This is a genomic window from Peribacillus frigoritolerans, from assembly GCF_001636405.1.
Taxonomy (GTDB): Bacteria; Bacillota; Bacilli; order Bacillales; family DSM-1321; genus Peribacillus; species Peribacillus frigoritolerans.
On the sequence record NZ_KV440950.1, the window covers coordinates 5,158,684 to 5,182,035 of the forward strand.

The following is a 23,352-nucleotide window of genomic DNA, read 5'->3' on the forward strand; positions in this document are numbered from 1 at the left end:
AATAGCAACACCTACTGCTGTTTAGTCTCCTGAACTGGCAAACTGTTTTTCTCTCCCCACTCGCACATCATATTTAACAATGGGATGAGAGATAGACCACGTTCAGATAATGAATATTCTACTTTTGGAGGGATTTGGGGAAATTCCTTGCGTATGATAAGGCCGTCTGCCTCCAACTCTTTTAACATGATGCTTAGCGTTTTAAAGGAAATGGTACCGATACTTCGCTTCAGTTGATTATGACGCATGACCTTATTTTCAGACAGCCAATACATTATGATCATTTTATATTTGCCGCCAATCAAGGACAGCGTATATCCAAAGCCAGTTTCATTCGGTTTCACACCTGCCGGAACACAGGTTTCTCGCATAAGTTTACACTCTCCTTTAGATAAGTATATGATATGAATGTTCATACTTTACAATAGATCATTATCAATCTTATTAAAAGGTAAATAAGGTCCCTATAAAAATTACAATTGCGGTCAATCTTTATACTCCAAAATGAGGGTTGAAAAAGTGCTCCTGCCACCATTTTAGCGTAAGTATAATGATGACGATCTCCTTAACCCACCCCTTTTTAAAAAGGAAAAATCCTGTTGCATTACAACAGGATTTTTTCATATTATTGAGTAACGTAACGAATTCTTTTTAATGTTTTTGCTTGTAATAGGTTACAGCGAGTGCAAGGGCCAGCACTGTTCCTTTGACGATATCCATCGCATAATACGGAACGGACATCATGATCAGCCCATTTTGCAGGATTCCGATCAGGACTGCTCCGACAAAGGTTCCAAAGGCATTCGGTTTTCCCGCTCCTAAAACGGAGGAACCAATGAAGGCTGCCGCGACGGCATCCATTAAATAGGGTGACCCTGAATTGATTTCCGATGTCATGACCCTTGAAGCAAGGACAATCCCCCCGATTGCAGCAAATAGAGCCGAAAGCAGATAGGCAAGGATTTTGTATTTATTAACCGATATCCCGGAAAGCCTCGCCGCTTCCTTATTTCCCCCAATAATGTACATATAACGACCGTGCTTCGTATAAGTCAAAAAGATATGGGTCGCTATCACAATGACGGCCATGATCAGGATTATCCACGGTACCTGGCCAATTTTGGCGAAAAACGGGCTGATCAGTCCTGTTGCGAACGTCCCGTCTGGCATGACCATATTTTGCGAAACCGTGGCCCCTTTTGTATAGGTAAGGGCAATTCCCTGGATAATGAACATGGTAGCCAAAGTCATCAGCATGTCGGGAATTCTCAATTTAACGATCATGAATGAATTCAAAGCCCCTACGAAAAGTGAGGCACCGACCGCAGCTAATATGGCGATGAATGTATCCTGAGAAAACCAGACAAACATCGAGATGACGATGGCATTGGCCAATGATGCGACGGAGCCGACGGAAAGGTCGAAGCCATCCACGGTCAGTGATATCGTAATGCCGATCGCAATGATGGTCACGATTGAAATGGAACGCAGGATGTTTATCAGGTTAGAAGTTTGGATGAAAGATGGATTGGATACGGCGAAAATTCCAATCAGAATGATAATCGTCAATATTGTGCCGTATTTATAGAAAAAGTCGAATAGTTCCACCTTTTTCTTCGCTTTCGCTGTCTGTGTAACAGGAATGGGTATGCTCATCCTATTTACCTCCTGTTGAATAGAATAGTAGTTCTTCTTCATTCGTTTTGCTTGTTTCTAATTCGATGACAGTGCTCCCGTCATATAACACATAGGTCCGGTTGGTAATGCCAATGATTTCGGAAAGCTCGGAGGATGCATAAATGATCGCTTTTCCATTCCTTGCAAGCTTTGCAATCAATTCGAATATATCCTTCTTGGCTCCGACATCGACCCCTTTCGTTGGTTCATCGAATATGTATACATCCGCATCTGCCATAAGCCATTTTCCAATGGCAACTTTTTGCTGGTTACCACCGGATAGGTTTTCAACCTTCACTTCCCCCGAAGGAGTCTTAATGCCAAGACTTGCGATCATTTCCTTTGCCTTTTCCTTTTCCGCCTTACGATCGACGACACTGAATGTTTTGCAGAATTTACCGAGACTGGCTGCAGTCAAGTTTGCCGAGACTGATTCCTGTACAAGGACCCCTTCTTTCCTGCGTTCCTCAGGTACAAGTGCCAGCCCGCTTTTTACTGCTTCATGCGGTGATTTCAGAGAAAGCTTTCGACCATTCAGGATGACTTCACCCGCTGTGATGGACGTATGACCGAAAAGGGTTTTACACAGCTCCGTTTTCCCAGCCCCGACCAGCCCAGCCAAGCCGATTATCTCGCCTGCTTTAATATTCAGACTGACATTCTTAACTTTCTCGGCATCTGACAATCCGTTCACTTCCAGAATTACGTCTCCAATCGAAGCATTCACTTCAGGAAACTGTTCATCCATGGTTTTCCCGAGCATGTTCTCTACCACTTCGGCACGGGTTATGTCCTCGATTTTTCGACAAGTGACAAGCTCCCCATTCCTCATGATCGTAATTTCCTCACAGATTTCAAAAATCTCAGGCAGACGATGTGAAATGAAAATGATTGCCACGCCTTTTTGCTTTAATTCATTTACAATTCGAAAAAGTTCCGTCGTCTCCGTATGACTTAACGGAGCAGTTGGCTCGTCGAGAATCAGGAATTTGCATTCTGTCGAAACGGCTCTTGCTATCAGGACCATCTGTTTTTCAGCCAAGGTCAAGTCTCTAACCAACTTTTTCGAAGGGACATGAATTTTCATATCTTCAAGAATGGAAGTGGCTTTGTTGTGCAGTTCTTTCCAATGTACCCTTTGTTTTTTTCCCATGTTTTGGACCATATCATTCAACATTACATTTTCCCCAACTGTTAAATAAGGGATGAGGGCGGTATCCACTTCCTGATGAACTATTTGAATGCCCTGTTCCTGAGCAGCTTTTGGCGAGCGGATATCCCGCTTCATCCCATCAATAAAAATGTCACCTGAATAATGAACATGGGCTCCCGATAAAACTTTCATTAACGTCGATTTCCCTGCTCCGTTTGCACCGACCAATGCGTGGGCTGTTCCTGATTGTACGGAAAAATCAACATCACTCAGCGCCTTCACCCCCGGAAATTCAATCGAAATCATCTTCATTTCTAGTTGCTTGCCCATGTCCATTCCCCCTTATTGAACAGACACTCCCTTCGCTGGAAAGAGAGTGTCTCTTTTTATTTTTTATAATGATCTTTCAAAACCTTCATCCAATCTTCTTCAAATTCCGTCGATACACCCCAGCCATCGACAATATTAGACAGGTTGGCCATGTTTACCGCTTCTTTTGAAGCTTGGATTTGCTTTTGCGAAATGAGTGAAGCCTCCAAATCATATGTTTGCGGTGTTTCTTCACCCGCTAATTTTTTAGCCAATATCCTCATATTCACTGCACCGATCAACTTGGGATCGACTGCTGCCGTGTAGGACCAAGAGCTATCAGCGGATTGGATTTCCTGGAGATCTGCATTCGAAACATCAATTCCATATATCTTCACTTCATCGCGGCCCGCTTCTTTAATCGCCCGGGCTGCACCGATAGCAAAGGCATCCCATGTTGCGAAAATGGCATCCAATTTACCTTTAGGGTATTTATTCAGCATTGCGGCTACAGCATTTTGTGTCTGAACCGAAGTATCAGCGGATGCCACTCCGAATCTTTCGACTTCTTTAATCCCAGGATTTTCTTTTAGTTTTTCCTTATAGACTGCATTTCTTCTTACCATTGGAGGAAAACCATCCACCCAAAGATATGCAATTGCCGCTTCACCTTTCTGTTCTTTTATCAGTTTATCGAAAGCCAGTGTTGCCAGCGCTTCATCATCTTGTGAAGTTAATGTCACGCCCTCTATTTTAGATAGATCGCTTATTGAATCGAATGTGACAACGCTTTTACCTGCATCAACCAACTTCTGAACGTCATTTACAGTTGCGGCATCATCACCATGTGAAATGATATAGCCGTCGTAATCTTCCTCCAAAGCCTGTGCTATCGCATCATGGAATTTAGCCGTATCACCATTGGCTGTGTACGTATCGACTTGAAATCCCAGTGCTTCTCCTTCTTCTTTCGCCCCCGCCAAGTATTGGGCAGTATGATCATCACCGCCAATTTTTCGGATCACTTTGATCTTGACTCCATCGCCATCAGCAAATCTTTCCGGGACATTTTCAAATGATACTTTTTCTTCTTTCTTCGATTCTGTGGAACTCTGCCCTGCAGAGCAACCCGTTAAAAGCAAAGCCGAAGCGATGGCAAAAATGAATATCCCTTTAATAGACCTTCTCATCTTGTTTCCCCTCCATGTTTTCTCATTAGTCTTATCAGTTAAGTCGGTGTAAATCCCAAAATAAAAACCTCTCTAATATAGAGAGGTTTAATCGGCTGTTTTGCAGACTTGTCCCTCTCTTATCTGTCAAAACATTTCTGTTTTGCAGGATTTAGCACCAATTCCTAATGGAACGGTTGCTGGGCATCTTAGGGCCAGTCCCTCCGCCACTCTTGATAAGAGATATATTATGTTACGTTTTCGTAATTATCACTTTATAGGGATATAGTCGTAAAGTCAATAGATTTTTGAATATTTGAAATGTTTCCCGTTATTTTTATTTTCTTTGAAGCTGGGCTAGACGCTTTTTCTCGATTTTTTCAAGCCTCTCCAACTGCCTTAATTTCACTTCGAACAACGTGATCGGATCACGGTAAACTTCCGGATTTTCTTTCATATGCTCCAATGCAGCCTGGTAGTCTTTTATTTCCGTCTGCGTCTGCTCTATCGTTTTTTGAAGTAAGGCAAATGAACTGCGATAGAAAAGTGAGATGTCCCGATCCAATGATTTTTCAAACAATCCAAATTGGGTTAGGAAACGTTCCGTGATCATTTCGGCAACATCCAGGTAATCTTCACTTTCCAGGTATTTCTTGTAACGATTGTACATATTGGCCTTATTTTGCGGTATCGCCCCAAATAGCTTCCCTGCTCCTTTAAGCAACAATTGTGATGGAGTCCTGCGCAAAAGGATATTAACGTTTTCGATGCGGATACTGCTTGTCATCCGGTCGGCATCACGGCGCCAGTCATCCAATACCCTGAAGTCACCTGCCAGCATAATCCGTTCTTCTTTGTATAATTCATTGAATCCGGCACTCATCTCATCCATGAACTGCTGGCTTTGTGTGAACTCCATTTGGGAACTGGCAATCCAGTCTTGAAGAGAACGGTAATATTGAGGCATGATCTTGTCAGAAATGAAGTTTTGAATCCGCTCATTCATTTCCTGGTTTAACTGTACATGGACCTGACTGAAATCACTGCTTTCCGTTAACGATTTAGAGCAATCCCTCAGTAACTCAGGAATTTTTGAATAAAGCTGACTTCTCACTTCGTCCTTAAGCGAACGATACGACCTTATGATATTTTCACTTTTTTCTTTTTCCAGATCAGCCAGTTGATTGACCGCTCCATTCAGTTTGACTTCCATCTGCTCATTCCAAGAGATGGAATGCTCGCATTTCCGCTCATTGGCAACCCGTTTTTCTAATAGATAAGATAAGGTTTTACGAATGAATGCCAGGATTTTTTCAGATCTTCTTTCCTTCCAATTATCATCTTGATAATTCGATTGAAGGAAGGCTGAAAGGTCCTTCAATTGCTGCCTGCTGTCATAATGTTTGGAGAAAGCGAACACTTTCGCATTCGGGAAATATGCATTCACTTTATCCCATGTTTCGTCTTCCATCCGGACTGCGACCTGATCACTGTATATCGTATCCATTTTATTTAATAGGAAATGAATCGGCAGTTTAGGTGCCTTCATTTGAATTTCCAATAACAGATCCCTTTCGCTGCCGGTGAAAGGAGCCCGGGCGTCAAGAACGAACATCAGGCCATCACTGCCATGTAAATAGCCTTGGAAATCGGATTCCACGCTTTGTTCCCCATTGAACCCCGGTGTATCCAATAATCGCAAATGATTATTTCTTAGGTAGTCACTGATGATTGTCACATCGACTATAGTCCCGCGCTGACGGCGTGTTTCATCCAAATCAGTTAGCTCCTCGACAACTTTGCTATCTGTATCGGTAATTTCAAGGATTTCCAAATCATCCCCGTCTTTGACACTGACTAGGGAAGAATGGTCCTCAGCAGCAATGCTCTCTCCAACGATTGACTGAATAAAGGATGTCTTGCCATTTCCTGTACTTCCTGCAAGAAGGAGATTGAAATTGCTGGTATCTTTAAGCCCCTCCACCATCCATTTAAGCTTATTTCCAACCCTTAAATCATTATCTTCAGCCCACTGGATAATGGAATTGAACAGTTTCTCTCCCGCTTCCAGTCCGCCTCCCAATTTAGGCGATTTCGAAAGCAGGCTCTCTGCATCCTGAATGACCAGCGCATTGATCGTATCCGGGAAGATTTCATTCCAGGACAACGTGGATGCCGCCGCAAACAGCGAAAGCTCCCCGTCTGCGATTTTGAGCCAGTTTTCCAGCAACCTTGGCACGACAGGACTTAATTCTTTGATTAGATGCGTTCCTTCTAACAAACCTGCATATGCATCCCTGTAATAGACGGAAAGCTCATCCCATACATCCGCATGGTTCAATTCGATGGTATCTATCAAATTATTAATCACTCTTAACCATTCGAAATAAGCATCCGTATATTTATAATTTTTCCAAAGGGCAACCGTCATTTTCTCGAAACGTTCCTGGTCGAGTGTGTATAGCGAACCAAGGACAGTTGAGAAATAATCCGGCTCCATCGATTGGGCAACACCCTGCTGGATATACGTTTTCAGCACATCGAACCAGCCCATTGACTCTGTACGGATACTTTCATTCGCCGCTAATACCACTGCACTGTTCCAATCCTTTTGTTCTTCAAAAAAGGCGCGTGCGATTTCAGTGACATTCGGGTAGTCTGGTTGAAACTCGACTGCTTCTTTCACGACTTTGGAAGCCAAATCATTTCTCGATTCCACTATGTACAGGGAAAACAGCTGCAAAAGAACTTCTGTTTTCAAGACAGCTTCATCCGTATCGACGGATTTATAGATATCCTCTGCGGTTGAATACATTTCCAATTCAAAATACGCATCAGCGATGTTTTTCTTCGCCCATGAACCAAGTTCCCCTTCTATGTTTTCCCATTTAAAAATGGCTGCTTCATAGTCATGGTGCTGAAAATACACCTCTCCTTGAGCAAATCTAATTGCGGTTAAATCGGATCTTTCCTTTTTTTGTTCCACGAGGAACATTTCACCCAAAGCTTGAATCGGGTGCTTCCTTGTATCCTCAAGCATCGTTTCATAATATTTTTTTCCGATCAGACGTTCGTCCATCTTTATTCCCCCGATATATTTCATATTTTCAATTAAAGGATAATCACTGATTCTATAAGACTCATAGCAGACCTAATATTCAATTTATAGGTTCCTTTAGTTAAAAAATCATTTACAAAACCTTAAAATGTTATTTTAGCAAAACAATATGGTAACAACATGTCACCACTCTTACAATTTTAAAACAGAAACAACTGGAACTGTAATGTTTTTAATAAACCGATACAGAGATGTCATTTCCATTTTCGAGAAAATATGTTTTTCTACATATCAGCTAGAAGTGAGCGAACCATTCTCCATCCCTCTAAATGACCAGAAGCCCAGCCCTTCAACTTACCTATAAACGATAAAAAACAAAATCACTCTGGCTCGTCCATTACTTAATCCCCATTTTTGCATTCATATAAAAAAGCAGTACCCTCATTCATAAAAGGTAACTGCTCAATGATAAGCTCCGAACAGTACTTGTCCTTTGACGAATTAGGATTATACCCCTGTACGCTTACGTTGGTTATTCGGCTTTTTGGTCAACTGGCTTTTTAGCTGTTTCGTTTTCTTCACAACGCCTGTTTCCAGTTTATCTTTACTTGATCCTGCTTGCTTTTGAGCCAGTTTTTGTTTGACTGCATCCGCCAGGCTTAATTTTTTATTTTCAGACATGTTGTTGTCTCCTTTAGTGTTCTGCCTTCTATTATAATATAGTTGCGATTAGAAAGATAATAGGGAGTAATATCCTATTCTTCTTTAAAAAACACTCTTGATAAAGTTGGTTTCGCCAAATGGGGACTAATTTCCTGCTCCTTTGAAAGGATTAATGATAAATTTTGTTGACTTCATAATCAGAATTTGCTAAATTATCTTTATATTATAAAATCTATGAAGAGAAAGAGTAAGATGAGAACCCTGTTCCACAGAGAGTCGACATGTGGTGGAAGTCGATGTCCAAGGCCTATCCGAAAATCATCTCTGAGATGCAAAGCTGAAAATGCAGTAGGCTTTGACGGGTTTCCGCCGTTACAATGGATCACGTATGAATTCGTACGTTGACTGAGTGCCGCAGCTTCTTTGAAGTGCGGAATATGGGTGGTAACGCGAGCACAAACTCGTCCCTGATATTTCAGGGGCGAGTTTTTTATTTGCACAAAACACTTTAATTAGCCTTTTTCAGGCCAGTCGGCGGGAGTTATCATTAAAAAAAAAGGAGAAATCACCATGAAAAAAACAGACACATTATTTATCGGCCTTATGCTTTTCTCAATGTTTTTCGGAGCCGGGAATCTCATATTCCCTCCATTTTTAGGAGCATCTTCTGGAACTTCTTTCTGGCCAGCCATCGCCGGTTTTGTCGCCACCGGAGTCGGCCTGCCAATTTTGGTGCTTCTTGCAGTCTCACTTGTTAAAGGCGGCGCACAAACCATCGGTGCCCGAGTACATCCCCTATTCAGCACGTTGTTCATGGTCGTAATCTATTTAAGCATCGGGCCGTTTCTGGCCATTCCGCGGAATGCGAATGTTGCCTATGAAATGGGCTTCAAGCCGTATCTTGGCGACTCTGTGGATCAACCACTATTTCTATTCATTTTCACAACCATATTTTTCATCATCGTTTATGCCATTTCATTGAATCCGGAAAAAATGGAAACCTTCATGGGACGCTGGATCACGCCCGTTCTACTTTTGTCCATGGTCATTCTCTGTGTCGTTGGGTTCGTAAAGCTTGATGCTCCTTTCCAAGCTCCAACCGAAGCATATGCTGCAGGAGCCTTTTCAAAAGGGTTCATCGAAGGCTACAACACGATGGATGCTTTAGCTGCCTTGGCCTTTGGGATTGTCATCCTTACTTCAATCCAGCAAAGGGGGATTTCCGAACGAAAACAATTGACGAGATATACAGTAAAAGCGGGTCTCATCGCTGGCGTTTTGCTTTCTTTAGTTTATATCTCCTTAGGTGTAATGGGAGCACGCATGGCGGCCGGTGGGTCATTCGAAAATGGAACGGATATCCTCACTGTCGCTTCCACCCTTTTACTAGGAACCGGCGGGAAGGCCCTTCTTGGCATCATTTTCACTTTGGCATGCTTCACCACCGTTGTCGGGTTGACGACTGCTTGCGGACAGTATTTCTCGAAACTTTTCCCAAAGCTGAACTATAAAACCGTCATTCTGATTGTAACAATCGTCGGTTTCATCCTTTCAAATATGGGTCTGAATCAAATTCTGAAAGTATCGGTACCATTCCTTGTGATGGCTTATCCGCTAACGATCGTCCTGATTGTCCTGACATTCTTCAGCCGTCATTTCAAAAACCCGAAGAAGGTTTATCGCAGTGCAATGACTTTCACAGGAGTATTCGCCTTGATGGATGGGCTGAATGCTTTCGGCTTACAATTAGGACCCGTACAAACCTTGACTGATGTCCTTCCCCTTTCCGCTTACGGCATGGAGTGGGTCATCCCTGCTCTCGTCGGTACAGCCCTTGGCATTCTGCTCAGTCAAATTGGACAAACTGCTCCCGCTGAGGAGTTGGAAGTCGAAACACTATAATAATGAAGTAAGCAGGTGATCTTTCCGGTCATCTGCTTACTTCATTGCTTTATTTTGGAAATCGGCAACGACTTTTTGTTATGATGGTGTCAAAGGAGATGATAAGTAATATGTCCAAGCAAACCCGTATTGGTAAAACAGATCTGTATGTAAACCCGATTGGCCTTGGCACGAATGCAATTGGCGGACATAACCTATTCCCTAATCTAAGTGAGGATACAGGAAGGGATGTTTTGAGAACGGCATTGGAAGAAGGAATCAACTTTTGGGATACAGCTTACATTTACGGTCCTGAACGTTCAGAAGAACTTATCGGTGAAATCCTTAAAGAGAGCCTGAAACGCGAAGAAATAGTCCTTGCCACTAAAGGGGCACACAAATTTGTCGATGGCAGCATCGTTTTTGATAACTCTCCCGCTTTTCTGAAAAATGCCGTGGACTCGAGTCTAAAAAGGCTCCAAACAGACTACATCGACTTATTCTATATCCATTTCCCTGATGGTGATACCCCTAAAGATGAGGCAGTGGGTGCCTTAAAGGAATTGAAGGATGCAGGCAAGATAAAGTCAATCGGCGTCTCTAACTTTTCGTTTGAACAATTGAAGGAAGCGAATAAAGACGGCTATGTCGATGTCCTGCAATCCGAGTACAATCTATTCAAACGGGAGGCAGAGCAAGACCTGCTTCCATATACAGCCGAAAATGATATTTCCTTCATTCCTTATTTCCCCCTTGCTTCCGGTTTGCTCGGCGGCAAATATAATCAGGATTCAACATTCGATGACGGCCGGGCAAAAAGTCCGCTTTTCCAAGGACAAGCCTTTGTAAGCAACCTGCAAAAAGTGGAAGAAGTACGGGCGATCGCCAACAGGAAGCATACCGATGTCGCCGATGTCGTACTAGCTTGGTATTTAACCAGGCACTCGATAGATGTACTGATTCCCGGAGCGAAAAAACCAGAACAGGTCACACGCAACCTACAAGCATTGGACGTCGATCTAACCATGGATGAAATCGCCGAAATCAGTGCCATTTTCGCTTAATATAGATGTGTGAAAAGGCTGTTCAGCTAAAGTTGAACGGCCTTTTTCCTGTTCAAAATTGACTGATAGGCCCCCTATATTGCTTAGGTACCCCTATTTTGCTATATTTAGTGAATATTCCATAAATTCAGGGAGAGGCAGTCTGATGAAAAAATCTATTGTTATTTTATTTCTTATCTTGGCAAATTTGTTCTGGGCCGGTAATTATATATTCGGAAAGTACGTTGTGACCGAACTTTCCCCGATCCAACTAACATTTGCGCGATGGCTAATCGCAGTTTTCTTATTGTTTCCTTTAGCGCAATGGATTGAAAAACCAGACTGGAAGAGTGTATGGAAAGCCTGGAAATTACTACTAGTCATGGGTGTGCTCGGGATCATCAGTTATAATTTTTTCCTTTATTGGGCTCTGACCTACACAACTTCCATGAATGCAGCTCTTGTCAATTCCATGAACCCTGCATTAATTGTTCTTTTTTCTTCTTTGCTGTTAAAGGAGAAAATTTCATCCATCCATGCACTCGGACTTATCATATCTTTATTCGGCGTTTTATTAGTCTTGACAAAAGGACACCTTCTGGATATATTCGAGCTCAATTATAATAAAGGCGACCTATTGATGATCCTGGCGATTCTCGTTTGGACCTTCTATTCTATAATCGGTAAAAAACTGAAAAACATTCCGATCATCTCAGCCACTGCCGTTTCCGTATTTCTCGGTTTGTTTCTCATTGCTCCATTTGCCATTGGCTCGGGAATGAACCTTGATTTAAGCAGTAAAGCCATCACCGGTCTCTTATATATCGGGATTTTCCCTTCTGTCGGCTCATTTATTTTCTGGAATATTTCCCTTCGTCATATCAATGCCGGCCAGGCTGGGATTTATCTAAATTTGATTGCTGTATTTACCGCCATTCTTAGCCTTATTTTGGGTCATGCGATTACGACCATCCAAACCCTCGGTGGCCTCCTTGTTTTCCTCGGCGTCTACCTGACAAGCAAAAAGAAAAAAGCAGATCCGTCAGCTATCACGAAGAACATGTAAAGGGCATCCAGTGATACACACCAACGAACGCTTTCTTCTCTTTTCCCCTTGTCTATGCACCATGATTTACGTTATCCTTTAAAGAAGAAAATCTGAAAGTAAAGGTGTGCTTTAGTTGAGGATCAATAAATTTATCAGTGAATCCGGAATTACCTCGCGACGAGGCGCAGACAAATGGATAGCCGAGGGCCGTGTGACGATTAATGGCACTGTAGCTGAGCTCGGCAGTCAAGCTGAACCCGGCGATGATGTCCGGGTGGACGGCAAGCCGATAAAAGTCGAACAGCAAAATGTCTATATTGCACTGAATAAACCGATAGGGATTACAAGTACGACCGAAAAACACATAAAAGGGAACATCGTTGATTTTGTAAATCATCCGCTTCGCATTTTTCATATCGGACGGCTGGACAAAGACTCAAGCGGTCTGATCCTTCTTACAAATGACGGAGATATCGTTAATGAAATCCTTCGTGCAGAAAACAAGCATGAAAAAGAATACATCGTAACCGTGGATAAGCCACTTACCGCTTCCTTCATCAAAGATATGTCATCCGGAGTGGAGATTTTGGATACGAAAACACTTCCTTGTAAAGTTGAGCAGTTGACCAAATACACATTTAACATCACTTTAATGCAAGGACTGAACAGGCAAATCCGCCGTATGTGCTCCGCACTAGGTTATGAAGTCCGTGATTTACATCGAATCCGGATCATGAACATCCATCTGGACGGACTGGCGATCGGACAATGGCGTGACCTGACCGAGGATGAATTGACGGAACTATTTAAGGAATTGGATTATTCCCCTAGGAAAAGATGATAATGAAGATGCCCCCAGAATTCCGGGGGCATCGCTTTTTTAATTTCAGGAGAATTTCCTGCAATCATTTTGCTTTTATTCGTAGTTTTGCAGATTTACTCGTGAATTTCACGCTTTTACTCGTGAGTTTTGCACTTTTACTCGTGAGTTTCACGCTTTTACTTGTGAATTCCGCACTTTTACTCGCGAATTCCGGCGGGGAGCTCCATGCATTTTATGATAATGATAGGAATCTAGTTTTTAAAGATTGTTTCTGGATCTACTCTTTTCCTGTCAATTACATCTATGTGCTTTATTCTTTTCATTTTTCCTCTGCGAACGACCACTACCCTTTTGCTGTAAATTCTTCTAAAGCAAGTATGGCAAATCCCATGATGGGATAAGTGGCCGCCACCAATCACATCAATTTTGAAGGTTTCCATGATTTCATCGATGGTTGCTCCGGCATTTAAGCAGTCTTCCATGTGATGCATTCATCGCTCCGGCTGACTATGAGATGACCAATCCGATAATGGTGTACTTACCCGAACTGGCGTTTAAATACTTTACTGGCGAAGAAGTAAGCGATGACCATGATGCCGACACACCAGGCAAGCGCAATCCAGATATCGTTCCCAACAGACCCTTCATACAAAAGGGCTCGAATCGCATTCACGATTGAAGTCACTGGCTGGTTCTCGGCGAACGCACGGACAATTTTAGGCATGGTTTCGGTGGGGACGAAGGCCGAACTGATAAACGGCAGGAAAATCAGCGGGTACGAGTAGGCTGTCGCTCCTTCCAAAGACCCCGCTGTCAATCCAGGAATGACCGCCAGCCATGTCAGCGCCAGCGTAAACAGCACGATTATCCCAGCTACCGCTAGCCAATCCAGGATATCAGCGCTGGAACGGAAGCCCATCAAGAGTGCGACGAGGATAACCACGACGACAGTAAGCAAATTGGATATTAGCGAGGTCAACACGTGAGCCCACAATACCGACGAGCGCTTGATGGGCATGGTAATGAAACGCGCCATCAACCCGCTCTTCACATCCGTAAACAGCCTTACTGAAGTGTAAGCGACGCCGGATGCGATAGCCATCAGCAAGATTCCCGGCAATAAATAATTGACGTAGTTGTCCGAGCCTGCCTCTATGGCCCCGCCAAATACGTAGACAAACAGCAACATCATCATAATTGGCGTGATCGCCACCGTGATAATCGTATCCGGGCTGCGCATGATGTTGCGCATTAAACGCCCTAGTAATACCCCTGTTTTGCTATTCATTTACATCTCCTCCTTTTTGCCGATGATTGCGAGGAAAATTTCCTCCAATGTCGGCTGCTTCTCGATGTACTCTACTTTCGCTGGCGGGAACATCTCCTTGAGTTCGGTAAGGGTACCGGTCGAGATGATTTTTCCGCCATGCAGGATGGCGATACGGTCCGCCAGTTGTTCTGCTTCCTCCAGGTACTGGGTCGTCAGCAGAATTGTCGTGCCGCCGCCAGCTAGCTCCTTGACCGTATCCCAGACTTCAATCCGGGCTTCGGGGTCAAGCCCTGTCGTCGGTTCGTCGAGAAAAATGACTGCTGGCGTCCCGATTAGGCTCATGGCGATGTCAAGCCGGCGCTTCATCCCGCCGGAATATTTATCCGCCCGGCGGTTGGCCGCATCGGTCAGGCTGAATCTCGCAAGCAGATTGTCGGCGACTTGAGCGGGATTGGAAACTCCCCGCAACTTGGCGACCATCAGCAGGTTTTCCCGCCCGGTGAGCATGCCGTCTAAAGCTGCGAACTGTCCTGTCAGGCTGATGCTCTGACGAACATGATCCGGTTCATGCTGAACGTCAAAGCCGCAAATACCTACTTTGCCGCCATCGGACTTCATCAGCGTCGAGAGGATGTTGACCGTCGTCGTCTTGCCCGCTCCATTTGAGCCCAGCAGGGCAAAAATTTCGCCACGCCGCACCTCAAAATCCACCCCCTTTAAAACTTCATTGTCTTTAAAGGATTTTTTTAACCCCTTTACAGTAATCACTGCATGGCTCATACTTTTTTCCTCCTTTTAATAGCGCAGTAATGCCGCTTGTAAGATTCGAATTTATCCTTCCGAGCACCCAGCGGACTAGGTTGCCTATTCTCCTCTATTTAGTCTTACTGATAATCTGTATAACTTACTACTGGGTTAAAAATATAACTGAATAGCGAAGGTGGCATTCCACATTTGTAACCAGCTATTCAGTCGGAATTATTTATTGAATTTATTTTTTCCCAATCGCTTCATGATACTGTCATTCAAATCCTCACGATACTTGGCGAAATAGGTTCTAGCATTTGCCACTAGTTCGTCGGCAAAGGACGCCACATCGTCCCCAGTGATTTCCAGCACTTGCCTACCTTCCGCAGCACCGGCTTCGAACAACTCGATTAATTCATACTGCATGTGCAGCATATCCATCCCGTTGCCCGCTGAGAAATTCCACATATAGTTTTGAATTTTCTTAAATACAAATTGGTAGTCCTCTGGCAGAGCTTCAACCCGTGCCATCATCATTTTATACTCTTTTTTATCACCAATCATTTTTTTGAATAATTCCATCATGTTATTTATCCTCCTTTTTTATAAACAAGACACTCCAAAAATGCGTACGGAATATCTTATGAAGCTAGATTGACTTTAAGACATTGATTTTTGATGAAACAAAATCCCATTTTTCCCAAAACAATTCAAGTTCCTGGCGTCCAGCCTCATTAAGTGAGTAAAACTTGCGGGGCGGCCCCATATCTGACGGTTTCTTCTCTATGTTCACCAGTTTTTTCTTTTCTAATCGCACGAGGATGGTGTAGACCGTCCCTTCCACGACTTCAGTAAACCCAAGCTCGTTCAGGCGGCGGGTAATCTCGTAGCCATAGGTTTCATGGCGGCTGATGATTTCCAGCACGCAGCCTTCCAGCGAACCCTTCAGCATTTCAGTTAAATTTTCCATGCTCAGCCTCCTCTATTTTGTGACTTATATTACAACGTAGTTCCGAGGGAAATTTTTATACTGAATAGGTTTTGGGAAATCACACTATTTAGTATTACTTATTACAACTAAACTGTAACACCGAGTAGCAGAAGTGTCAACTTTATTTCTTAAAAATATTTCTGCAACTTCACTACTCTGTGATATCGGTATATTGTGTTACTTACTACAAGATATGCTGTAACACGCAGTAGGGTGACTGTCAAATTGATTTTTTTTAAAACTAGCTCTCTCGATACAGCAGACGTAAATTATGCTGTTTTACTCGTGAATTTTATGCTTTTACTTGTGAGTTTCGCACTTTTACTCGTGAATTATGCTGTTTTACTCGTGAATTTTATGCTTTTACTTGTGAGTTTCGCACTTTTACTCGTGATTTAAGCTGTTTTACTCGTGAAATTCACTTTTATCCGTGAGTTTCACGCTTTTACACGTGAATTTTATGCTTTTACTCGTGAGTTTCGCACTTTTACTCGTGAATTATGCTGTTTTACTCGTGAATTTCGCACTTTTACTCGTGAATTCCACTTATCCACTTTTGCACGAGTAAGGGCGAAAATAAAAAGCAACCTGCATTAGGCTGCTCTTTTCGGCTCTAAATTATACCCACCATAAATCAGTTGGACTTTCGTTGATGAGTACAGTTTTCAGATTGGTTACGGCCCGTTGGAATCCTTCTTCAACTGACATCAGCGGATCCTCGTGTTCGATGCTGACGACGTAATCGTAACCGTATGTGCGAAGGGCGCTCATGATGTCGGACCACTCTTGCAGGCTGTGGCCACATCCTACAGAGCGGAAGTTCCAGGCACGGCTCTGGATATTGCCATAAGGCTGCATGTCGGTCAATCCATACATATTGATGTTATCCTGATCCAGGTATGTGTCTTTTGCGTGGAAGTGGTAGATTGCTCCCGCTTTCCCTAGAATTTTGATGGCTCCTACTGGTTCGATGCCCTGCCACCAAAGATGGCTTGGATCAAGGTTGGCGCCTATTGCATCAGATGTAGCTTCCCGCAGTTTTAACAAGGTGTAGGGTGTGTGGACGAGAAAGCCCCCATGCAGTTCAAGGCCGATTTTTATATTGTGTTCATCGGCAATGGCGGCCACTTTCTTCCAATAGGGGATCAATTTTTCTTCCCATTGCCATTTCAGCACATCTGTATACTCATTCGGCCATGGGGCTACGGGCCAGTTTGGATATTTAGCTCCTTCGTGATCACCCGCTGTACCAGAAAAGGTATTGACGACCGGGACGTTCAGTAAGGATGCAAGTTTGATTGTTTTGATCAGTGTTTCATCACTTTCTTTAGCGAAGGTTTCATCAGGAGAGATTGGATTGCCATGGCAGCTGAATGCACTGATCGTTAACCCTCTTGTTTGAACGGCTTCGAGGTATTTTTGGCGCTTTTCTTCACTTTCGAGCAGTTTATCGAGTGGACAATGGATATTCCCTGGATACCCGCCTGTACCGATTTCAACTGTTTTTAATCCGGAATCCGCGACATAATCAAGCATATCCTCGAATGATTTTTGAGCAAATAGCACTGTAAAGACCCCTAATTTCACTTGCCCCACCTCACCTTTTCATTAATTTATGCTCATGACCTTCCCACTTGCCGAGCTTTGATAGATGGCTTCGATTATTTTCGAAACTTTCATGGCTTCCGATGGTTTTACCAATGGTTCCGCTAACCCTAGGCAGCTGTTGATAAAGTTCTCTGCCTGTTGCAGGTCTGGTGTATCCTCTCCTGGCATCCATACAGCCTCACTGTTTAAAAGCATGCCGTGCTTAGCCTGATTCAAGACCAGCGGAAATACATCAAGTCCGCCCTGCGTTCCGGATAAACTCAAAACAGTTGCTTCTTCACGGATATTCGCGGCCCAAGATGTTTCGAATAATAGAGATGCTCCGTTGGCAAATTTGATATATGCCGTGGCATGGTCATCCACTTCAAATACCGAGGCATCGAAATTGCCCCATAAATTGACCTGATCGACACCCTTACTGACATAATTATATGTCGAACCTACGATTTCAATCGGTTCTGGGTCATCCATCAGCCATAATGCCAAATCGAGCAAATGGCAGCCGTAATCGATCACGCTTCCCCCGCCTTGCAATTCCTTGCTTGTAAAAACTCCCCAGCCAGGGACTTTGCGCCGCCTGATTGCCTGTACACGCGCTACATACGGTTCACCGATTTCACCGGCCTGAATCATTTTCTTTGCAGCCTGGGCTTCCTTCATGAAGCGGTAATGATAGGCAGTCGATAACACTTTACCGGATATGTTTGCAGCCTCGGTTATCGCTAAACATTCCTCGGTTGTAATGGCCATCGGCTTTTCGCATAACACATGTACACCCGCTTGCAGGGCAGCAATGGAAATCTCAGCGTGAAACTTGTTTGGCGTTGCGATTGTAACAGCATCCACTTCAGCAAACATTTCTTCATAATTCGTGAAAACCTTCTCGATATGAAATTCCCGCGCCACTTCCCGCGCCTTCATTTCATCTATATCCTGAATGGCGTATAAAACCACTTTATCTTGAAATTTTTGAAAAGCTGGGATATGCCTTTTTTGGGCAATTCCGCCAGCACCGATAATACCCATTTTTAATTTGTACATGATGACTTTTAACCCCTTTATAAGCGGATGATTTTTCGGGATGCATTTGATTCCATCGCGCCAAGAATGACTTTTAATGATTTTAATCCTTCAACTCCTGAGACAAGAGGCTCCTCATTGTCCACCACACATTTTACAAAGTGGCTGATCACTTCGGAATCATGCTGTCCTTCTGAGTCATTAGTCTGGATGCTTCCTAATTGGATGGTTTCTGTCTTTCCATTATCATGATGGATGATCAGTGAGTATTTCGGATCGTCTTCAAGGCGCAATACCGCTTTTTCCGCATAAATGACGGTAGCATTGTCTTCTTTTGCATAAGACCAGCTGGCGGTAAGAGTTCCGATGATACCGTTCTCCGTCCGGAGGATACAGGCCGCACTATCATCAACGTCCGTGTTTTTCTTGGCAGTCGTTTCCACAAAGGCTCCCACTTCAACAAATTCTTCTCCAAGGATATACCGTAATAAATCAGCTTTATGAACGCCTAAATCGCCCATTGCACCAATGACCGCCTGATCTTTTTTAAAAAACCAGCTTTCCAGTCCGTCCACGCTCCAGGTTTCCGGCCCGGAATGTCCAAAAGCCGTCCGGAAGCTATAGATCTTCCCTAGCTCCCCGCTCTCAATAAGCTGTTTCGCTTTTTGATGAGAGGGAACAAATCGCTGATTATGGCCAATCATTAGTATTTTGCCGCTTTTCGCTGCTGCTTCATTCATTTTTTCAGCGTCTGCTAAAGAAGTAGCCATTGGTTTCTCACATAGGACATGCTTACCCGCTTCCAAGGCCGCAACCGTGATGCGTGCATGCAGGTAATTCGGTGTACACACACTGATCGCTTCAATCTCCTCATTCTTCAAAAGTTCTATATAATCAGTATATGCTTGCGCTCCATACCTTTGTGCTGCTGCATTCGCCCGGTCCGGCACAATATCACAAACGGCAATGATCTCCGTTTCCTGATGTGATTCATACTCCGGAAAATGCCTGTTTTTTGCGATACTCCCGCATCCAATGACTCCTACCTTCACTATGCCCATTTTGTTCTCTCCTTCACTTCAGCTCTTTGGATGAGATGGATTCCAACGGTTCGGCTTTACCATAGTTCGTTGCGATTCCGAATTCCGGCTTGACCCAATCAACGGCATTTTTAATCACACGTTGAATCTCCGGATTATGGTAGGTAGGATATGTTTCATGTCCTGGACGGAAATAGAAAATCCTCCCTTTACCCCGCTGATACGTGCAACCGCTTCTGAATATCTCCCCGCCTTCAAACCAACTGACGAATATTAATTGATCTGGTGCAGGAATATCAAAATGTTCCCCGTACATCTCTTCCTTTTCAAGCTCGATATATTCTCCGATTCCATCAACGATAGGGTGACTAGGATCGACTACCCAAAGCCGTTCCCTTTCATCCGCCACCCGCCATTTCAAATCACAAGTCGTTCCCATCAATCGTTTGAAGATCTTTGAAAAATGACCAGAATGGAGGACGATGAGACCCATTCCCTCGAGTACTCGCTTGTGAACCCTTGCAATGATTTCATCCTGAACTTCATCATGTGCAACATGACCCCACCAAAGCAGTACATCGGTTCGTTCCAGTACTTCCTCGGTTAATCCGTGCTCTTCTTCATCGAGAGTAGCGGTCCTCACTTCGACCTGTTCACTTTGTAAAAAGCCGGCAATTGCACCATGGATGCCATCCGGATATACTTTTGCTACTTCAGGCTTTGTTTTCTCGTGGCGAAACTCATTCCATACAAGGACTCTCATGAACAACCTCCTCCATTCAAGAATCATTTCACGACAACTTGTTTTGATGTTTAACTATTACCTCTTTATTCAAAACGCAAACGTTTGCGTTAGGGATGATCAAAATATAAGAACATACTTATCGACCTTAGAAAGTATGAATTTTCAAAAATAATAGTGATAATCTATATTGTAAATTTATGTTAGCAAAAATCAAGCTTTAATTGGTAAAACATTTCTACAATTTTCATTTAATTTCCTTTTCAGCAACAAAATGCGACTCCCGCTTTATGATTTTGGTAGGAATGCTGATGCTCTTTTCCATCATTTCCGGATTCGCAATAAGATCGAAAACGCATTTTGCGGCTTCATACCCTAACTGATACGTATGGATATCAACCGTTGTCAGCGGGGTACTTAAAAATTCTATGAATTCTGAGTGGTTAAAACAGACGACGCTTATTTGCTGCGGCACTTTCAAGTTCTTTTCGGCTAACACTCCAAGTAAGAGCACACCCAATAAAAGATCCATAACCAAAAAAGCGGTTGGTGCCTCCTTCAATTCCAGCAATTCGTCAATCGCCTTTATTCCATCCGTTCGATTTAAAGGAATCAATTTGATATATTCCTGTCGCACATCCACCCCGGCCTGTTCCATCGCTTGTTGAAAGCCTGTCAAGCGGTCCTGGATCACTTCAAACTCGGGGCTGCCTCCTAAAAAGGCGATTCGCTCATGTCCAAGATTGATTACAAACTCCGATACTTCCCTGGCCGCTTGAACATTATCGTTATCAATGAATGTGATACCGCTCATGTTCGTACTTGGCTTCCCGATCAAAACGAACGGGAAGCCCTGCTTCAATAAATACGGCACCACTTTATCGTCCTTTTTAGAGTACAAAACAATCATGCCATCCACTCTTCTGCCCTGGACCATTTTCACGACATCCTCAAAGATGGCATCCTCCGTCTCGCCGGTAGTCAGAGAAAGACTGTACCCTTCTTTATTACAGAAATCTCCGATGCCACGGATCACTTCGGGAAAAAAGGGATTATAAAGTGATTCCCTTGCCGAACTTTTCATGACGATCCCAATGGCCTTAGTTGACTTCGTGACTAAGTTCCGGGCATTTTCATTCATATGATAGCCCATTTCCTTTAATACCTTGCGCTTGGTCTTTTCACTGATTGTCGGGCTGTTATGGATTACACGCGATACCGTTGATGGAGCGACATTTGCTTTTTTGGCAACGTCTTTTATAGTAACAGACAAATTCATCAACACTCCTCGTTCACCGCACATGGTTTAATATTCCCTATATTTAAATAGTTATTTAACGGCTCCATCTGCAATTCCTTTAATAATTTGCCTCTGAGCAAAAAAGTACGCAATGATGACTGGAATGATGGATAAAGTAAGTCCAGCCAAGGCGAGATGCCATTGCTTCGTATATTGTCCGAAGAAGAAGAATAATTTAAGTGGAATGGTCTCCGATCCCGCGCCGCCAATAACAAGGGATGGCAGCAAATAGTCGTTCCATATCCAAATGACATTCAAGATCCCAACAGTAATGGACATCGGCTTTAATAATGGAAATATGATATACCAAAATACTTGAAATCGGTTTGCACCATCAATCTTTGCTGCCTCATCTAGTGAGAGGGGAATCCCTTTTAAGGTACCATGATATAGGAATATGGATAGACTGCAGCCAAAACCTAAATACATGAAAATCAGTCCAGCCTTGTTCAGCATCCCAAGCTGTCCGAATTGGGCAACGAGCGGTATCATCACAGACTGAAACGGGATCAGCATGGCTGCTACGAACACAAAGAAAAGCAGGGAACTTATTTTACTTTTATTTCGGGAAAGAGCGTATGCTGCCATCGCAGAAAAAATGATGATGATGACTACACTGACGCCCGATATCAATAAAGAATTGAATAAAGTCCGGAGGAAATCCAATTGCTCGAAAGCTTGAGTGAAGTTTTCCAATGTCCAGGTTTCAGGCAGTCCCAATGTATCGGCAAATATATCCCGTTTCATTTTAAAAGCATTGACAAGCATTAAATAAAACGGAGTGAGCCATAATATGGCCAAAATGAATCCGATGAATCCAATCAGCCACAATTTCCATTTTCCCTTCATTACAGCTCAACCTCCCGTTTTTTATTGAAATAGACTTGTGTCAGCGAAACGACCGCCACGATTACGAAAAAAATAACGGCTTTTGCCTGTGCATATGCCATATCGTTTTCGGTGAAGGCGGATTTTACAATGTTCATCGCAACCATTTCAGTTGAATTATAGGGAGCTCCATTCGTCAAGGAAAGGTTTTGATCATAGATCTTGAACGAGTGGGAAAGCGTCAAAAACAAACTGACGGTAAAAGCAGGTGCCACTAGCGGAAAAGTTATATGGCGAAAGCGCTGGAAACTGTTAGCTCCGTCAATTTTTGCCGCTTCGATCAAGTCTTCAGGAACTGCCTGCAGATAGGCGATATAAATGATCATGATATATCCGGCCATTTGCCAGGACGTTAAAATGATCAATCCCCAAAAACCTGTATCAGTCGTCGATAACCAACCATTAAATGCTTCGATCCCCGTCAAGTCTCCAATCGCACCGAAGACCTTAATAAAAATGAACTGCCAAATAAAGCCGAGTATCAAGCCGCCAATTAAATTGGGCATAAAGAAAACTGTCCGCAATATGTTGCTTGATTTAATTTTCGAAGTCACGATGAGAGCCAAACTTAATCCGATGATATTAATTACCACAATTGCCGCTACGGAAAATTTAATCGTGAACCAAAATGTATCAAGGAACCCTTTATCCGTAAACAAGTCTATATAATTCTTAAAACCGATGAAATCCGGTGTCCCTAAACCGTTCCAATTCGTAAAGGAATAATAAAATCCGTAGATGAGTGGCACGATCACAACCAAAATGAGTGCAGCAAGAACAGGTGTCAAAAACAGCCAATATGCGGCATCCCGATTTCTCAACGAAACCGACCTCCTTGAAATGATTTAATAGTTAATGGGTTAGATCATGACTGGGTTATTTGATGAATCCCTTAGCGGCTTTTCTATAATAAGGAACAACC

The 23,352-nt window shown here is 43.3% G+C and carries 22 protein-coding genes, 1 riboswitch and 1 other annotated feature; of the genes, 4 read left to right on the top strand and 18 right to left on the bottom strand.

Annotated features, from left to right (window positions below; all coding sequences use genetic code 11):
• Positions 1–11 precede the first annotated feature (11 nt).
• From A6755_RS24355 to A6755_RS27360, 6 genes are all read right to left on the bottom strand, one after another.
• Positions 12–371, bottom strand: a complete 360-nt coding sequence (locus tag A6755_RS24355) for a winged helix-turn-helix transcriptional regulator (protein ID WP_034305910.1) — start codon at positions 369–371, stop codon at positions 12–14.
• Between the two features lie 280 nt (positions 372–651).
• Positions 652–1,656 (bottom strand): ABC transporter permease, encoded by a 1,005-nt coding sequence (locus A6755_RS24360; protein WP_063592242.1) that lies wholly within the window; start codon positions 1,654–1,656, stop codon positions 652–654.
• A 1-nt stretch (position 1,657) separates the two neighbouring features.
• Positions 1,658–3,160, bottom strand: a complete 1,503-nt coding sequence (locus A6755_RS24365; protein WP_063592243.1) for a sugar ABC transporter ATP-binding protein — start codon at positions 3,158–3,160, stop codon at positions 1,658–1,660.
• 56 nt (positions 3,161–3,216) lie between these two features.
• On the bottom strand, positions 3,217–4,329 hold the full coding sequence (locus tag A6755_RS24370) for a sugar ABC transporter substrate-binding protein (RefSeq protein WP_063592244.1): 1,113 nt from the start codon (positions 4,327–4,329) through the stop codon (positions 3,217–3,219).
• A gap of 116 nt (positions 4,330–4,445) precedes the next feature.
• A riboswitch (SAM riboswitch) is annotated at positions 4,446–4,551 on the bottom strand.
• A gap of 94 nt (positions 4,552–4,645) precedes the next feature.
• On the bottom strand, positions 4,646–7,387 hold the full coding sequence (locus A6755_RS24375; RefSeq protein WP_244889713.1) for a GTPase domain-containing protein: 2,742 nt from the start codon (positions 7,385–7,387) through the stop codon (positions 4,646–4,648).
• A 486-nt stretch (positions 7,388–7,873) separates the two neighbouring features.
• Positions 7,874–8,047: a hypothetical protein gene (locus A6755_RS27360; RefSeq protein ID WP_164468807.1), complete on the bottom strand. Its 174-nt coding sequence runs from the start codon at positions 8,045–8,047 to the stop codon at positions 7,874–7,876.
• 207 nt (positions 8,048–8,254) lie between these two features.
• Positions 8,255–8,501 (top strand) — a binding site (T-box leader).
• A 98-nt stretch (positions 8,502–8,599) separates the two neighbouring features.
• On the opposite strand from A6755_RS27360, the gene brnQ reads away from it, so the two are divergent.
• The 4 genes from brnQ to rluF all read left to right on the top strand — a co-directional run bounded on the left by brnQ (position 8,600) and on the right by rluF (position 12,842).
• Positions 8,600–9,931: a branched-chain amino acid transport system II carrier protein gene (gene brnQ, locus A6755_RS24380; RefSeq protein ID WP_063592245.1), complete on the top strand. Its 1,332-nt coding sequence runs from the start codon at positions 8,600–8,602 to the stop codon at positions 9,929–9,931.
• A 110-nt stretch (positions 9,932–10,041) separates the two neighbouring features.
• Positions 10,042–10,974, top strand: coding sequence for an aldo/keto reductase (locus tag A6755_RS24385; RefSeq protein ID WP_034305921.1), 933 nt, complete (start codon positions 10,042–10,044; stop codon positions 10,972–10,974).
• 145 nt (positions 10,975–11,119) lie between these two features.
• Complete coding sequence (locus A6755_RS24390) at positions 11,120–12,019, top strand: DMT family transporter (RefSeq protein WP_034305924.1); 900 nt, start codon at positions 11,120–11,122, stop codon at positions 12,017–12,019.
• Positions 12,020–12,134: 115 nt separating this feature from the next.
• Complete coding sequence (rluF, locus tag A6755_RS24395; protein ID WP_034305927.1) at positions 12,135–12,842, top strand: 23S rRNA pseudouridine(2604) synthase RluF; 708 nt, start codon at positions 12,135–12,137, stop codon at positions 12,840–12,842.
• A 233-nt stretch (positions 12,843–13,075) separates the two neighbouring features.
• On the opposite strand, the gene A6755_RS27365 is transcribed toward rluF, so the two are convergent.
• The 12 genes from A6755_RS27365 to A6755_RS24455 form a co-directional block, all read right to left on the bottom strand.
• Positions 13,076–13,315 (bottom strand): hypothetical protein, encoded by a 240-nt coding sequence (locus A6755_RS27365; RefSeq protein ID WP_174878679.1) that lies wholly within the window; start codon positions 13,313–13,315, stop codon positions 13,076–13,078.
• 47 nt (positions 13,316–13,362) lie between these two features.
• On the bottom strand, positions 13,363–14,112 hold the full coding sequence (locus tag A6755_RS24405) for an ABC transporter permease (protein ID WP_063592246.1): 750 nt from the start codon (positions 14,110–14,112) through the stop codon (positions 13,363–13,365).
• A complete protein-coding gene (locus A6755_RS24410; protein ID WP_063592247.1) occupies positions 14,113–14,874 on the bottom strand; it encodes an ABC transporter ATP-binding protein in 762 nt (253 codons plus the stop codon). It lies immediately after the preceding gene.
• A gap of 198 nt (positions 14,875–15,072) precedes the next feature.
• Positions 15,073–15,426 carry a DUF1048 domain-containing protein gene (locus tag A6755_RS24415; protein ID WP_034305937.1) on the bottom strand — a complete coding sequence of 118 codons (354 nt, stop codon included), beginning with the start codon at positions 15,424–15,426 and terminating at the stop codon, positions 15,073–15,075.
• A gap of 64 nt (positions 15,427–15,490) precedes the next feature.
• Positions 15,491–15,811 carry a PadR family transcriptional regulator gene (locus A6755_RS24420; RefSeq protein WP_033796096.1) on the bottom strand — a complete coding sequence of 107 codons (321 nt, stop codon included), beginning with the start codon at positions 15,809–15,811 and terminating at the stop codon, positions 15,491–15,493.
• 639 nt (positions 15,812–16,450) lie between these two features.
• The gene (locus tag A6755_RS24425) at positions 16,451–17,419 is read right to left on the bottom strand and encodes a sugar phosphate isomerase/epimerase family protein (protein WP_063592248.1); all 969 of its coding nucleotides are present in this window, start codon (positions 17,417–17,419) and stop codon (positions 16,451–16,453) included.
• A 21-nt stretch (positions 17,420–17,440) separates the two neighbouring features.
• Positions 17,441–18,481, bottom strand: coding sequence for a Gfo/Idh/MocA family protein (locus A6755_RS24430; RefSeq protein ID WP_034305944.1), 1,041 nt, complete (start codon positions 18,479–18,481; stop codon positions 17,441–17,443).
• A 17-nt stretch (positions 18,482–18,498) separates the two neighbouring features.
• Positions 18,499–19,521 (bottom strand): Gfo/Idh/MocA family protein, encoded by a 1,023-nt coding sequence (locus A6755_RS24435; protein WP_063592249.1) that lies wholly within the window; start codon positions 19,519–19,521, stop codon positions 18,499–18,501.
• Positions 19,522–19,534: 13 nt separating this feature from the next.
• Entirely contained in the window at positions 19,535–20,263 is a 729-nt protein-coding gene (locus A6755_RS24440) for a ThuA domain-containing protein (protein ID WP_034305948.1), read from the bottom strand.
• Between the two features lie 226 nt (positions 20,264–20,489).
• Entirely contained in the window at positions 20,490–21,515 is a 1,026-nt protein-coding gene (locus A6755_RS24445; protein WP_063592680.1) for a LacI family DNA-binding transcriptional regulator, read from the bottom strand.
• Between the two features lie 57 nt (positions 21,516–21,572).
• Entirely contained in the window at positions 21,573–22,391 is an 819-nt protein-coding gene (locus A6755_RS24450) for a carbohydrate ABC transporter permease (RefSeq protein WP_034305951.1), read from the bottom strand.
• Positions 22,391–23,251: a carbohydrate ABC transporter permease gene (locus A6755_RS24455; protein WP_034305954.1), complete on the bottom strand. Its 861-nt coding sequence runs from the start codon at positions 23,249–23,251 to the stop codon at positions 22,391–22,393. Before A6755_RS24455 ends, A6755_RS24450 begins: the two co-directional genes overlap by 1 nt.
• Positions 23,252–23,352 lie beyond the last annotated feature (101 nt).